This window comes from Shimia sediminis (assembly GCF_003990645.1).
GTDB lineage: Bacteria > Pseudomonadota > Alphaproteobacteria > Rhodobacterales > Rhodobacteraceae > Shimia > Shimia sediminis.
In genome coordinates this window covers 1-13,622 of sequence record NZ_RYZK01000007.1, presented here as the reverse complement: position 1 = coordinate 13,622, position 13,622 = coordinate 1, and the positions used below count along the sequence as shown (strand labels likewise).

Annotated in this window: 11 protein-coding genes; 4 read left to right on the top strand and 7 right to left on the bottom strand. The window is 61.5% G+C overall.

Features of this window, described 5'->3' with window-relative positions; translation table 11 throughout:
- Positions 1-251: 251 nt before the first annotated feature.
- Positions 252-1,097 (bottom strand): DUF6920 family protein, encoded by an 846-nt coding sequence (locus tag EK369_RS14640; RefSeq protein WP_127115020.1) that lies wholly within the window; start codon positions 1,095-1,097, stop codon positions 252-254.
- A 137-nt stretch (positions 1,098-1,234) separates the two neighbouring features.
- On the opposite strand from EK369_RS14640, the gene EK369_RS14635 reads away from it, so the two are divergent.
- Positions 1,235-1,849: a TetR/AcrR family transcriptional regulator gene (locus tag EK369_RS14635; protein WP_127115019.1), complete on the top strand. Its 615-nt coding sequence runs from the start codon at positions 1,235-1,237 to the stop codon at positions 1,847-1,849.
- 65 nt (positions 1,850-1,914) lie between these two features.
- On the opposite strand, the gene upp is transcribed toward EK369_RS14635, so the two are convergent.
- From upp to EK369_RS14610, 5 genes are read right to left on the bottom strand one after another with little or no spacing between them, the layout of a single operon-like run.
- Positions 1,915-2,547, bottom strand: coding sequence for a uracil phosphoribosyltransferase (upp, locus tag EK369_RS14630; protein ID WP_127115018.1), 633 nt, complete (start codon positions 2,545-2,547; stop codon positions 1,915-1,917).
- Positions 2,544-3,530 (bottom strand): adenosine deaminase, encoded by a 987-nt coding sequence (locus EK369_RS14625; RefSeq protein ID WP_127115017.1) that lies wholly within the window; start codon positions 3,528-3,530, stop codon positions 2,544-2,546. Before EK369_RS14625 ends, upp begins: the two co-directional genes overlap by 4 nt.
- On the bottom strand, positions 3,527-4,738 hold the full coding sequence (locus EK369_RS14620; protein WP_127115016.1) for a phosphopentomutase: 1,212 nt from the start codon (positions 4,736-4,738) through the stop codon (positions 3,527-3,529). The genes EK369_RS14625 and EK369_RS14620 overlap by 4 nt, the downstream gene beginning before the upstream one ends.
- Positions 4,738-6,042 (bottom strand): thymidine phosphorylase, encoded by a 1,305-nt coding sequence (locus tag EK369_RS14615; protein WP_127115015.1) that lies wholly within the window; start codon positions 6,040-6,042, stop codon positions 4,738-4,740. Before EK369_RS14615 ends, EK369_RS14620 begins: the two co-directional genes overlap by 1 nt.
- A gap of 4 nt (positions 6,043-6,046) precedes the next feature.
- Entirely contained in the window at positions 6,047-6,439 is a 393-nt protein-coding gene (locus EK369_RS14610; RefSeq protein ID WP_127115014.1) for a cytidine deaminase, read from the bottom strand.
- A 209-nt stretch (positions 6,440-6,648) separates the two neighbouring features.
- On the opposite strand from EK369_RS14610, the gene EK369_RS14605 reads away from it, so the two are divergent.
- From EK369_RS14605 to EK369_RS14595, 3 genes are all read left to right on the top strand, one after another.
- Positions 6,649-8,928: an NADP-dependent malic enzyme gene (locus tag EK369_RS14605; protein WP_127115013.1), complete on the top strand. Its 2,280-nt coding sequence runs from the start codon at positions 6,649-6,651 to the stop codon at positions 8,926-8,928.
- A gap of 296 nt (positions 8,929-9,224) precedes the next feature.
- Positions 9,225-11,117 carry a propionate-CoA ligase PrpE gene (gene prpE / locus EK369_RS14600; RefSeq protein ID WP_127115012.1) on the top strand — a complete coding sequence of 631 codons (1,893 nt, stop codon included), beginning with the start codon at positions 9,225-9,227 and terminating at the stop codon, positions 11,115-11,117.
- Positions 11,118-11,344: 227 nt separating this feature from the next.
- Positions 11,345-12,559, top strand: a complete 1,215-nt coding sequence (locus EK369_RS14595; RefSeq protein WP_127115011.1) for a threonine ammonia-lyase — start codon at positions 11,345-11,347, stop codon at positions 12,557-12,559.
- A 30-nt stretch (positions 12,560-12,589) separates the two neighbouring features.
- On the opposite strand, the gene EK369_RS14590 is transcribed toward EK369_RS14595, so the two are convergent.
- Complete coding sequence (locus tag EK369_RS14590; RefSeq protein ID WP_127115010.1) at positions 12,590-13,351, bottom strand: NAD kinase; 762 nt, start codon at positions 13,349-13,351, stop codon at positions 12,590-12,592.
- Between the last annotated feature and the right edge of the window lie 271 nt (positions 13,352-13,622).

The window sequence follows — 13,622 nt, the reverse complement described above, 5'->3', positions numbered from 1 at the left end:
ACACCGCATAGATGTAATTCCGCATCTAATTTGCCCGTGACTTGCGAATTTTCCCGCAGCCCCGGTGGCCCTAAGAATGCCGATCACCGCCCGGTGCAGACGGTGATGACCCCGTTGGGACGGTCTGTTGTGGGCTCAAAGTTGACGCAGGCCAAGGTCACGGGAACGTTGGTTTTTTTGATCCACTCGGGGTCCCCGCCCTGGAAAGGCATCACCACGCGTCAGCTTTGAGCCCTTGGGTTTTTGCACCGCTACTGGAACGAGATGCTGGTGAGGTTTGCGTCAAAGAACGGGTAGACCTGCCCCCCGGCGGCCCGCGAGATCGTAAAGCTGTGCGGGATCATCATATTGCCCACCGGCTGGTAATCGGCGCGGGTGACGTGTTCGCCCGAGCCATGGTAGGGCGTGTCGAGGTCACCGTCCTGCTCTGCGGAGAGATAGGTGATCTGCCCTTCGGCGTTAAAATGAAACAGCATGTCTGCGGCCAGCCCGTCGGCGCGAATGACCGCGCGCGCGGTCAGATCATCGACGGGTTCCCAGGTCACGTGACCGCCGGGCAGCAAAGCCTGCGGGTAAAGCGGACTTTCCAGAAGCCAGCGCCGCAGGGAAATCCGATTGAGGTCATCCGACGCTTTTTCATCGACCACGGTGAGTGTCGACATGATCTTGGCCTTCATCTCCATCTCGCCTTGGGCAAAATAGTCGTAAGCCCGCGCCCATACTCCCGGCAGGATCGGTGTCGTCGCTGAGAACATCAGCGCAGGTGCGCCAATCGCGACCACCTGCTCAGCGGTGGTGGGTTCAAAATGCTCGGTCAGAGGGCGGCGAAAGTCACCCGCGGCCTCGAGGCGCACGGTGGCAAATGGCGGGACAGGGCCACGGAAGGTGTAGTCGAAATAGCGCTGCACCGGAGCCGGGAGTGTTTCGTTGGCGACCGCATCAAATCGCGGTGCAGGTGAGCTGGCAGCGAGGTCCATCACCCGCGCGCGAAAGGCCCGAATGTCGCGTTCGGTCTGGGCGGATTGATACCAGACCATCCCCGCCAACAGCAAAACAGTCAGCCCGATACCATAGGCAACATAGCGCAAAATCTTCATCCTCAGTCTCCTTTTCCGGCACGTGCCTCTGGGAAGGGCCGCGCAATTGAGCAAAGTGGGTACACGTGTGTACACCTATTGCAGAGAGCGGTACATGCGTGTACGGTTGAGGTCAAGAGAAAACTGGACACAGCGACATGAGCGACGAAAAACAACTTCAGCGACGCAGGCAGATCGAAGCGGCTGCGTTGGACCTCTTGGCGGAAAAAGGCTATCGCAGCACCAGTATGTTGCAGATCGCCAAGCGCGCCTCGGCGTCCAACCAGACGCTATATGCGTGGTACGGCAACAAGCAGGCGCTGTTCAAAGAGATCATCGAGGTGAATGGCCGGGCGGTGCGGCAGTTCCTGGAGTCCGCATTGCAAGAGCAGTCGGACCCGATTTCGGCGCTGCAATCGCTGGGCATTCACCTGTTGCGGTTCACGTCGGACGACAAGGCCATCATCATGAACCGCGCCGCGATCATTGATGCGACCGAGACCTGTATTCTGTCGGAGGCAATCGACAAGATTGGCCGCGAAGAGGTGTTTTCCATGATCTGTGCGCTGATGCGCGATCTGGAAGACCGGGGGCATTTCGAGCTGGATCAGGGGCCAGAGGATGCGGCTGGCACCTATATCAGCCTGCTGTTTGGCGAGATGCAAATGCGTCAGGCCCTGGGCGCCATGCCCGCACTGTCCGAGGAAGACATCAAAGCCCGCTCCACGCGCGCCTTTGAACTGACTTGTCGGCTCTACGCGCGAACGGGCTAAGTCGCGGGCCCTAGCAAGGGATCGCGACCGGGCGACACAGGTCGCCCGGTTGCGCGGGTGGCGGTTTACTTGGTGCCGAACATGCGGTCGCCCGCGTCGCCCAGGCCCGGCATGATATAGCCTTTTTCATTCAGCTTTTCGTCGAGCGAGGCGGTGACGATCGGCACGTCGGGGTGCGCCTCTTTCATGCGCTGCACACCTTCGGGGGCGGCGAGCAGGCACAGGAAACGAATGTCCTTGGCGCCCTGCTCTTTCAGGAGATCAATCGCGGCAGCCGAGGAATTGCCGGTGGCAAGCATTGGATCGACGGCGATGACCAGGCGTTCATCAAGCTCCGACGGGGCCTTGAAGTAGTATTGCACGGGCTTCAGGGTTTCCTCGTCCCGGTAGAGGCCGACAAAGCCGACGCGCGCAGAGGGCACCAGTTCCAGCATACCGTCCAACAGGCCATTGCCCGCGCGCAGGATCGACACCAGCGCCAGTTTGCGGCCATCCAGCACGGGCGCGTCCATTTCCTGCATCGGGGTCTGGATACGCTTGGTGGTCATCGGCAGTTCGCGCGTGACCTCATACGCCAGAAGCTGGCTGATCTCGCGCAGTAGGCGACGAAACTCGGCGGTCGAGGTTTCGGTCCGGCGCATCAGCGTCAGTTTGTGTTGCACAAGCGGGTGATCGACAACGGTCAGGTGATCCATCAGGCAGACTCCAGTTTTTCTTTTACGCGCGCCTTTGTGTCGGCGTCACAGAAGGCCGCGTCAAGGGCGGTTTGATTGAGGGCGCGGAAATCATCCTCGTCCCAGCCAAAGGCCGAGGCCAGCATGTCATATTCGCGGCTCATGGTGTTATGGAAAAATGGCGGGTCGTCAGTCGAGACCGTCACTTTGACGCCTGCATCGCGCAGGCGCGCGATCGGGTGGCTGGGCAGGTCCGGGTAGAGACCGAGGAAGACGTTTGAGCCGGGGCAGCATTCCAGCGTGATCTGGCGCGCGGCGAGTTCCTGGACCAGTTTGGTGTCCTCGATGGCGCGCACGCCATGGCCGATGCGTTCGACGTTGAGGTCGCGGATGGCTTCCCAGACAGACTCGGGGCCACCGAATTCGCCAGCGTGGGTGGTCAGGCGCAGCCCCGCCTCGCGCGCCATGTCAAAGGCATAGGCAAAGTCGCCCTGATGCCCCTGCCCTTCGTCGCCACCCATGCCAAGGCCAACAATCCAGTCGCCTGCGGTTTCGGCCGCGCAAAGGGCGGCGCGCTTGGCTTTTTCGGGGCCGAAGTGGCGCACCGGGGTCACGATGCCGCGCAGGATGATGCCAAAGTCACGCTCGGCCTGATCGGCGGCTTCGCGAATGGCGTGCAGGTATTCTTTCCACGCCGCCACATCGCCGCCGCCGCAGAAATCGGGGCTGAGGAAGCTTTCGGTGTAGACGACGCCATGGCGCGCGCTTTCTTCCAAAATGGCGCGGGTCAGGCGGGCGAAATCCTCGGGCGATTGCAGGACCGAGGTGGCAGCCTCGTAAACCTGCAGGAAATGCACGAAGTTCTCAAAGGCATAAGAGCCATCATCGGTAAAGATGCGGCTGAGGTCGATTTTCTTTTCAAACGCCAGCTGCCGGATGAACGCGGGTGGGGCTGCGCCTTCGTGGTGCAGGTGCAATTCGATCTTTGGCAGGTCCGCGACGCTCATAGAAAACTCTTTCCGGGTCCATGTGAAGGCACCCCAAGATGGGCCGCCACGCTGGCTGCCACATCCACCATTTCAATCAAACCGGCATTGCCCGTGCCCCTGCCCGCGCAGAGGACCGGCACACGTTCGCGCGTGTGGTCGGTTCCGCTCCAGGCGGGGTCATTGCCATGATCGGCGGTGATGAGCAACAGGTCGTCGGCCTGCAACTTGGGTAAAAGCCTGCCAATCTCGGCGTCGAACCATTCGAGGTGGCGCGCATAGCCCGAGATGTCGCGACGGTGGCCGTATTGCGTGTCGAATTCGACAAAATTGGCGAAGGTCAGGCTGCCCTCTTCGGCCTCATCGACGAGGCGGTGAAGATGGAGCATCAGATCGGCATCCGCCCCTTTGACGTTGTCGGCGATGCCAGTCATCGAGAAGATATCGCCGATCTTGCCAATACCGTGCACTTTGCGCCCGGCGTCCTGCACCCAGTTGGTCAGCACCGGCGCAGGTGGCAGGATGGCGAAATCCTTGCGATTGGTGGTGCGGGTAAAGCCTGTTTCGGCGTCGCCGACAAAGGGGCGCGCGATGACGCGGCCCACTTTGCGCTCATGCAACATCGGCGCGAGGGTTTTGCACACATGCAAGAGGCGATCGAGGCCGAAATGCTCTTCGTGGGCGGCGATCTGGAACACGCTGTCGACGCTTGTGTAGCAGATCGGTTGGCCGGTTCTGACATGCTCAGCCCCAAGCGCGTCGATGATGGCCGTGCCCGAGGCGTGGCAATTGCCCAGAATCCCGTCAGTCCCGGCAATATCGCAAACCCTTGCGGTGACATCTGCAGGGAACGCGGGCTCTGTGTTGGGGAAATAGGTCCAGTCCCAGGGCACCCGCAGGCCTGCCAGCTCCCAATGGCCTGACGGTGTGTCCTTGCCAAGGCTGCGCTCGGTCGCCGCAGCCCAGAAGCCGGTGGGCGTGGCGTCCAGTCCGGGTGTTTCATCGCCGCTGGCCAGACGCGTGGCCGCGCCAAAGCCGAGCGCGTCGAGATGGGGCAGCCTTATCGGCCCTGACCGGCCCTCTTCGGCCTGACCCGCAGCGCATCCTTGGGCGATATGGGCCAGCGTGTTGGCGCCGGTGTCCGGCAGGGTGCCGTTGAAGAACTGATCCGCGTCCGGTGCACCGCCGATGCCGACGGAATCCATGACGACGAGAAAGGCGCGGGGCATCAGCGGATCCTCTCATGCACGAGGGGGGGCAGATCGGGGGCGGTGGGGCTGATGGTGATCGCGGCCAGCGCCGTTTGCGTTGCGGCGCGGGCGTGTTCCTCGCGCGCGGCGTGGATGCGCAAAAGCGGCTGGCCCTTTTGCACCTTGTCCCCCAAGGCCACGACTTCGGAAAAGCCGACCGAGGGGTCAACCACGTCGCTTTCGACCTGACGGCCCCCGCCAAGGGCAACCACGGCAAGGCCGAGGGCTTCGCCGTTCATGGCGGTGATGTAGCCGCTTTCGGGGGCGGGCACCTCGCGGATCACAGTGGCCTCGGGCAGGAAACGTTGCCAGTTTTGCGTGAACTGCACAGGCCCGCCCATGGCAGCAACCATGCGGCCAAAGTGGTCGGCGGCAGTGCCGTTCTGCAGAACTTCGACCATCTTGGCGGTCCCGGCCTCGATATCCGGTGCGAGGGCGGCATTGGCCAGCAACACACCACCAAGCGCAACCGAAAGATCGGCCAGCGCGCCGCCCTTTTGCCCGGTCAGAACCTCCATGCACTCCGCCACCTCAAGCGCATTGCCAAGAGAGGGCGCCAGGGGTTGGTTCATGTCCGAGATCACAGCACTTGTGGGGCATCCGGCAAGGTTGGCGGTGCTGACCAGCGACTCGGCCAGCGCGCGGGCGTCGTCGAGCGTTTTCATGAAGGCCCCGGAGCCGAGTTTGACGTCCAGCACCAACCCCTGGAGCCCGGCGGCGAGTTTTTTGGACAGGATCGACGCGGTGATAAGGTCGAGGCTTTCGACCGTGCCGGTCACGTCGCGTATCGCATAGAGGCGCTTGTCAGCGGGCGCGATTTCCGCACTGGCCGAGACGATTGCACAGCCTGCGGTATCGACGATCCGGCGAAACTGGTCTTCGCTGACGCCGGTATTGAGGCCGGGAATGGCCTCCATCTTGTCCAGAGTGCCGCCGGTATGACCCAGCCCACGGCCCGAGATCATCGGGACATAGGCCCCGGCAGCGGCAAGCGCGGGCGCAAGGATCAACGAGACACAGTCCCCCACCCCGCCGGTGGAATGCTTGTCGAGCACCGGACCATCGCAGTCCCATGTCAGCGTGTCACCGCTGTCGCGCATGGCCAGCGTCAGGGCCACACGACCCTCTTCGCCCAGGCCCTGCAGGCAGACGCCCATGGTAAAAGCTCCGGCCTGGGCGTCCGAGACCGCGCCATCGGCGAGACCGTTGGCAAACCAGGACAGTTCTTGGGCCGTCGGGATGTCTCCCAGACGGAGTTTCGCAATGATCGCGCGGGCGTCCATGAGGTCAGGTGTTCTCCATGTGGTGTTCCCCAAAGGCACCGGGCAAGAGGTCGGCCAAGGTGATCTTTTCCTCCACGCCGTCCAGATTGGCCATGGTGATGGCAACGTCACCGGTGCCGAACTCCGATAGCTTCTGGCGGCATCCGCCGCAGGGCGGCACCGGATGCGGGCTGTCGGCGACCACGTAGACTTCGGTCAGGCGGGTTTCACCGGCGGCAACCATGGCGGCAATGGCCCCGGCCTCGGCACAGGTGCCCTCGGGATAGGCTATGTTTTCCACGTTGCAGCCCGCGTAAACCGTTCCGTCCGCCGAGCGTATGGCCGCCCCCACCTTGAAATTGGAATACGGGGCGTAAGCATTTTCGCGCACGGCAAGCGCGGCTTTCTGCAGGCTCATGGAATCCTCCTGTCCGGGGTCGGGCCGCAGACGCGCCCCTCAGATTAATTGTATCTTCGCGCGGCAATCTCCGGCAAAATCACCCCAGAACAGTGCGACCGGAGACAATTTTTTGCAAGGGGAGATAACCTGAGGTCAATTCGCCCCATTTCCATCCGGAGAAATGTAGTTTAACACTAAACTAACTGCTTATTTGAGAGTTCCGAACCATGTCCGACACGCCCAAGAACACCCTGCGCGAAGCTGCCCTGTATTATCACGAATACCCCAAGCCCGGTAAACTGGAGGTGCGCGCCACCAAGCCGCTGGCCAATGGCCGTGACCTGAGCCGCGCCTATTCCCCCGGTGTGGCCGAGGCCTGTATCGACATCAAGGCAGACCCCGCCAACGCATCGCGCTTTACGGCGCGCGGCAATCTGGTGGCAGTGGTGTCGAACGGCTCGGCGGTTCTGGGGCTGGGCAACATCGGCGCGCTGGCCTCAAAGCCGGTGATGGAAGGCAAGGCCGTTCTGTTCAAGAAGTTCGCCAATATCGACTGTTTTGACATCGAGGTGGACGAAAGTGACCCGGAAAAGCTGGCGGATATTGTCTGTGCTCTGGGGCCGACGTTCGGGGCCATCAACCTTGAAGACATCAAGGCGCCGGATTGTTTCATTGTCGAGAAACTGTGCCGCGAGCGGATGAATATCCCGGTGTTTCACGATGACCAGCACGGCACGGCGATTGTTGTTGGCGCGGCGGCCACCAACGCCCTGCGCGTGGCGGGCAAGACCTTCGAGGACATCAAGATCGTCTCGACCGGCGGCGGGGCGGCGGGCATTGCCTGTCTCAACATGCTGCTGAAGCTTGGGGTGAAACGGGAGAACGTCTGGCTGTGTGACATCGAGGGTCTGGTGTACAAGGGCCGCACCAAGGATATGACCCCGCAAAAGGAAGAGTACGCGCAGGGCACCGAGCCGCGCAGCCTGGACGAGGTGATTGACGGCGCGGATATGTTCCTTGGCCTGTCAGGACCGGGTGTGCTGAAGCCCGAGATGGTGGCGAAGATGGCCAAACAGCCGATCATCTTTGCGCTGGCCAACCCGACGCCGGAAATCATGCCCGAGCTGGTGCGCGAAGTGGCGCCGGACGCGATCATGGCCACGGGGCGCAGTGACTTTCCCAACCAGGTGAACAACGTCCTGTGCTTTCCCTTCATTTTCCGCGGCGCGCTGGATGTCGGCGCGACCGAGATCAACGACGCCATGCAACTGGCCTGTATCGATGGCATTGCCGAGCTTGCCCGCGCCACCACCAGCGCCGAGGCGGCGGCGGCCTACAAGGGCGAACAGCTGACCTTTGGGCCCGAGTATCTGATCCCGAAACCTTTTGACCCGCGTCTCGTCGGCGTTGTGTCGGCCGCGGTCGCAAGGGCGGCGATGGAAAGTGGCGTGGCCACGCGCCCGATCCCGGACATTGACGCCTATGTCCAGAAGTTGAACCAGTCGGTGTTCAAGTCCGCGCTGTTGATGAAGCCGGTCTTCGAGGCGGCCCTGGTCGCCAAGCGCCGGATTGTCTTTGCCGAGGGCGAGAATGAGCAGGTGCTGCGTGCCGCCCAGGCCATTCTGGAAGAGACCACAGAAACGCCGATCCTTATCGGTCGTCCGGACGTCATGGCAGCGCGCGCCGAACGGTTTGGCCTCAAGATACGCCCTGACGCGGATTTCGAAGTGGTGAACCCGGAAAACGACCCGCGCTATCGGGACTATTGGGGCACCTATCACGAGATCATGCAGCGTCGCGGTGTGACACCGGATCTGGCCAAGGCGATCATGCGCACCAACACCACGGCCATCGGGGCCGTCATGGTGCATCGCGGCGAGGCCGACAGCCTGATCTGCGGCACCTTTGGCGAGTACCGCTGGCACCTGAACTACGTCAATCAGGTTCTGGGGGATCACGAGCATGCCCCGCATGGGGCGCTGTCGCTGATGATCCTGGAAGATGGCCCGTTGTTCCTGGCCGACACCCATGTCTGGTCCCTGCCCTCGCCTGAGCAACTGGCGATCATTGCACAGGGTGCTGCGCGTCATGCAAGACGCTTTGGCGTGGAACCGCGCATCGCCTTCTGCTCGCAATCGCAGTTCGGCAATCAGGCCGAAGGCTCCGGCAAACGCCTGCGCGAAGCAATTGCTATGCTGGACGCGGTAGATACGGATTTCGAATATGAAGGCGAAATGAATGTGGACGCCGCATTGGATGAGAGTATTCGCGCCCAGCTCTTGCCGGAAAACCGCCTGACAGGTTCTGCCAACGTGCTGATCTTTGGTCACGCGGACGCGGCCTCGGCCGTGCGCAACATTCTCAAGACCAAATCCGATGCCCTGCCGGTGGGACCTATTCTGATGGGCATGGGCAACCGGGCGCACATTGTGACACCGTCGACCACCGCACGGGGATTGCTGAACATGGCGGCCATTGCTGGAACACCGGTGGCGCATTACGGGTAGGTCAAGTGCTTGGGGGCCAGCCCCCAAACCCCCGGAGTATTTTTGGCGAAATGAAGAGGGGGCGAATCTCGCCTCCTCTTTTTTGTTTTGCAGGAAATTAGTTTGCAGTTTTGCAAAACCTCACATCTTTCCAGAAAAGTGGCGGATTTAGGGGGTATTTGCAAAACTTTGCAGGCAGAAACGTGCCTAACCTGCAAATTTTTCGCGATAATCTGACGCGGCGTCGCGAAAGAGGCTTGCCGCAAAGCCAGACCGTTGCGTAACACCTTAACAACGGATTTTGGAGGAGTTCAGAGATGTCCTATCAAGAGGTTTACCAAGGCTGGAAAAACGACCCCGAGGGGTTCTGGATGGAGGCTGCCCAGGCGATTGACTGGGACCAGGCCCCGTCAAAGGCGCTGTTTGACAAGGGGGACAACCTCTACGAATGGTTTGCCGACGCCAAGGTGAACACCTGCTGGAATGCGGTTGACCGTCATGTCGAGGCAGGACGGGGTGAACAGACCGCGATCATCTATGACTCGCCCATCACTCACACCAAGCGCGCGATCTCGTACATCGAGCTGCGCAACCGGGTTGCATCCCTGGCGGGCGCGTTGCGTGCCAAGGGCATCGAGAAGGGCGACCGCGTCATCATTTACATGCCGATGATCCCCGAAGCGCTGGAGGCCATGCTGGCCTGCGCCCGTCTGGGGGCCGTGCATTCGGTGGTGTTTGGTGGTTTTGCCGCCAACGAGCTGGCGGTGCGGATCGACGATGCCAAGCCCAAAGCGATCATTGCAGCCTCTTGCGGGCTCGAGCCGGGGCGCGTGGTGCATTACAAACCATTGCTGGACGGCGCGATTGATTTGGCTGAGCACAAGCCCGACTTTTGCGTGATCTTCCAGCGCGAACAGGAAGTGGCGCATCTGGAAGAAGGGCGCGACTATAACTGGCACGGGTTCCAGTATGGTGTTGAGCCAGCCGAGTGTGTGCCGGTTGAGGGCAACCACCCTGCCTACATCCTCTATACCTCGGGCACCACGGGACAGCCCAAGGGCGTGATCCGTCACACCGCCGGTCAGCTGGTGGCGCTGAACTGGACCATGAAGAACCTCTATAATGTCGATCCGGGTGATGTGTTCTGGGCCGCGTCGGATGTGGGTTGGGTCGTGGGGCATTCCTATATCTGCTATGCGCCGCTGATCCACGGCAACACCACCATTGTGTTCGAGGGCAAGCCCGTAGGCACGCCGGATGCGGGCACCTTTTGGCGGGTGATTTCGGAGCATAACGTCAAGTCGTTTTTCACCGCGCCGACCGCGTTCCGTGCGGTGAAACGCGAAGATCCGACCGGTGAGTTCGTCAAGAAATACGACCTCGGCTGTTTGGAGCAAGTGTTCCTGGCGGGCGAACGCGCCGATCCCGACACCATCGTCTGGGCGCAGGACCAGCTGCAGGTGCCGGTGATTGACCACTGGTGGCAGACCGAGACCGGCTGGGCGATTGCCGCGAACCCCGTGGGCATCGAAGAACTGCCGATCAAGCTGGGCTCGCCCACGGTGCCGATGCCGGGCTATGACGTCACCATTCTGGACGACGCAGGCCACCCGGTTAACCCAGGTACGCTGGGCGCGATTGCGATCAAGCTGCCGTTGCCTCCGGGCACATTGCCGACACTGTGGAACGCCGAAGAGCGGTTCAAGAAAAGCTATCTCAACACCTTCCCCGGCTACTATGAGACGGGAGATGCGGGCATGATGGACGAAGACGGCTACGTCTACATCATGGCGCGGACCGATGACGTCATCAACGTGGCGGGTCACCGCCTGTCGACCGGAGGCATGGAAGAGGTTCTGGCCAACCACCCGGACGTGGCCGAATGCGCCGTGATCGGTGTTGCTGACAGCCTGAAAGGTCAGATGCCCGTCGGCTTCCTGTGCCTTAATGCCGGAGCGGATCGCGACAACGGCGAGGTGGTCAAGGAAGTTGTGAAAATGGTGCGCGAAAAGATCGGCCCCGTGGCAGCGTTCAAGCTGGCCGTTGTGGTGGACCGGCTGCCCAAGACGCGCTCGGGCAAGATCCTGCGCGGCACCATGGTGTCGATTGCCGATGGCACCGCGTGGAAGATGCCCGCGACCATCGACGATCCGGTCATTCTGGACGAGATCACCGTGGCGCTGCAATCTCTGGGCTATGCCAAGGGTTAAGCTCTTGTGAGAGCATGATTATCGCAAAGGCCTCGCCATTCCGGCGGGGCCTTTTCCCTTTGACACGACCACAGGCGTCATAGCCAGGGCGGGCTTTATCCTGATGCGGCACACCACGGTATCCCGAAGATTTCATTGACTTTTTTGCCCACGCCGCGAATACCGCAGTGCAACTGGCCTGTCAGTGACAGGCTTGAATGCGCACATTCATGAACGGGAACGCTCACATGGCTTTGACGCCCAGCCTGATCCAGTCCACCTATACGGCAATCCAGTCCGCGACGGTACAAACGCCGCTGGTCCATGCCGCGCGCCTGTCGATGCAACTGGGATTCGACCTGTATCTTAAGCTTGAGAATCTGCAGCACACCAACGCGTTCAAGGCGCGTGGGGCGCTCGCCAAGCTGTTGACGCTGGATGCAGAGGAACGCAAGGCCGGGGTGATCGCCTGCAGTGCGGGCAATCATGCCCAGGGCGTGGCCTATCACGCGACGCGGCTGGGGATTCCTTCGGTGATCGTGATGCCCGAGGGCACGCCATTCAACAAGGTCAAGCGCACGGGCGACTTTGGCGCCGAGGTTGTCCTGCATGGCAAGGGGTTTGACGAGAGCGTGCAATTCACGCTGAACATGGCGCGGGACAAGGGGATGGTGTTCATCCACCCCTTTGACGATCCGGTGGTGGCCGCCGGACAGGGTAGCATTGCGCTGGAAATGCTGTCGCAAGAGCCCGGACTGGACTCGATTGTTGTTCCAATCGGCGGCGGTGGGCTGATCGCGGGAATCGCGGTGGCGGCCAAGGCGTTGAAGCCCGAGATTGAGATCATTGGCGCACAGGCCGAGGCCTTTAACGCGGTGGACGCCCATATGAGCGGCGTTCAGGTCAGCATCGGCGGCTCGACCCTTGCCGAAGGGATCGCCGTACGTGAGCCGTCCGAGGCCAACCTTGCCATCATCCGGCAGTCTGTGGATCACGTGGTGTCGGTGTCCGAGGCCGAGATCGAAGAGGCCGTGTTTGACCTCTTGTCCCATGAAAAGCTGGTGGCCGAAGGGGCCGCGGGTGCGGGATTGGCCGTGATCCGCAAGAAAGCGACTGACTTGCAGGGCAAGAAAGTGGGGCTGGTTGTCTGCGGCGGCAATATCGACTCGCGGCTGCTGTCGACCCTGATCCTACGCGGGCTGGTGCGTGACGGGCGCATCACGCGGCTGACCTTTGAGATTGATGATACACCAGGTCAACTCTCAGAGATTTCGCGGATCATTGGCGACGCCGGGGCCAATGTGATCGAGGTCATTCACCAGCGCATGATGCAGACCGTCGCCCTGAAACAGGCCGAGTTGGAAGTGGTGATCGAAGCACGCGACTTGCAGCACGTGACAGCCATCGTAGGCCGGTTGCGCGACGCAGGCTACAAGCTGCGCACGGACAACGACCTGATCTAGGCCCGCTTTGACGTCCCTACCCTGGCGGCCTCAGACGAATTGCTCCCGAATAAGCCGTTCTTCCAGACCGTGACCCGGGTCGAACAGGATGTGGTGCTGCACGCCCATTTCTGAACGGATTTCGACAGAACGCACGTTGCGCACTGCGCGGCTGTCGGCTTCGGCCATCACGGGGCGTTTTTCCGGATTGATAATCTCGAACCGCACGCGCGCCGATTTGGGCACCAGCGCACCACGCCAGCGACGTGGGCGAAAGGGGGCGATGGCAGTGAGCGCCAGAACGTCAGACCCGATCGGCAGAATCGGCCCGTGGGCGGAATAGTTGTAGGCCGTCGATCCGGCGGGCGTGGCGATCAGGGCGCCGTCACAGACCAGTTCTTCCATGCGCAAACGACCATCAATCGTGATCCTTAGCTTGGCGGCCTGCGGCCCGGCGCGCAGGACGGACACCTCGTTGATGGCAAGCGCCTCGTGAACCGAGCCGTCCATGCAGGTGGCCTGCATCGACAGCGGGTTGATGACCTCTTCTTCGGCGGCCTCAAGCCGCTCCATCAGGTCGGTTTCAGAGTATTCGTTCATCAGGAAGCCGACCGTGCCCCGGTTCATGCCATAAACCGGCGCATCAAGCGGTTGCGTGCCATGCAGGGTTTGCAGCATGAAACCATCCCCCCCAAGCGCAACGATAACGTCCGCCTTTTCGGGCAGGGTGTCGCCGTAACGCGCCACCAGCGCAGCGCGGGCGGTCTGAGCTACGGGCGCTTCGCTGGCCAGAAAGGCGATTCTCTTGGACATGTGCGGTCCCGATTCCTGTTTCCTAAGGGTGTCATTCTGTTTCCGATGGAAACACATCTCTACCGAAGGTGCCAGAGGGGACGTAATGACAGAGCTTAGGGTCGCATTCGGGCCTTTTACACTAGGGGTGTTTCCTATAGGAAAGCCGCCAACTTGAACCCTGATCTGGAGCAAATTCCATGACTGAAACGCGCGATCCCGGTTTTTTCACCGAGTCTCTGTCCACCCGCGACCCTGAGCTGTTTGGCTCGATCACTGATGAGCTTGGCCG

Bases quoted from the DNA above. Each gene is read 5' to 3' on its own strand.
- EK369_RS14640 (WP_127115020.1), bottom strand. From the start codon at position 1,097: ATGAAGATTTTGCGCTATGTTGCCTATGGTATCGGGCTGACTGTTTTG.
- EK369_RS14635 (WP_127115019.1), top strand. From the start codon at position 1,235: ATGAGCGACGAAAAACAACTTCAGCGACGCAGGCAGATCGAAGCGGCT.
- EK369_RS14625 (WP_127115017.1), bottom strand. From the start codon at position 3,530: ATGAGCGTCGCGGACCTGCCAAAGATCGAATTGCACCTGCACCACGAA.
- EK369_RS14620 (WP_127115016.1), bottom strand. From the start codon at position 4,738: ATGCCCCGCGCCTTTCTCGTCGTCATGGATTCCGTCGGCATCGGCGGT.
- EK369_RS14615 (WP_127115015.1), bottom strand. From the start codon at position 6,042: ATGGACGCCCGCGCGATCATTGCGAAACTCCGTCTGGGAGACATCCCG.
- EK369_RS14610 (WP_127115014.1), bottom strand. From the start codon at position 6,439: ATGAGCCTGCAGAAAGCCGCGCTTGCCGTGCGCGAAAATGCTTACGCC.
- EK369_RS14605 (WP_127115013.1), top strand. From the start codon at position 6,649: ATGTCCGACACGCCCAAGAACACCCTGCGCGAAGCTGCCCTGTATTAT.
- prpE (WP_127115012.1), top strand. From the start codon at position 9,225: ATGTCCTATCAAGAGGTTTACCAAGGCTGGAAAAACGACCCCGAGGGG.
- EK369_RS14595 (WP_127115011.1), top strand. From the start codon at position 11,345: ATGGCTTTGACGCCCAGCCTGATCCAGTCCACCTATACGGCAATCCAG.
- EK369_RS14590 (WP_127115010.1), bottom strand. From the start codon at position 13,351: ATGTCCAAGAGAATCGCCTTTCTGGCCAGCGAAGCGCCCGTAGCTCAG.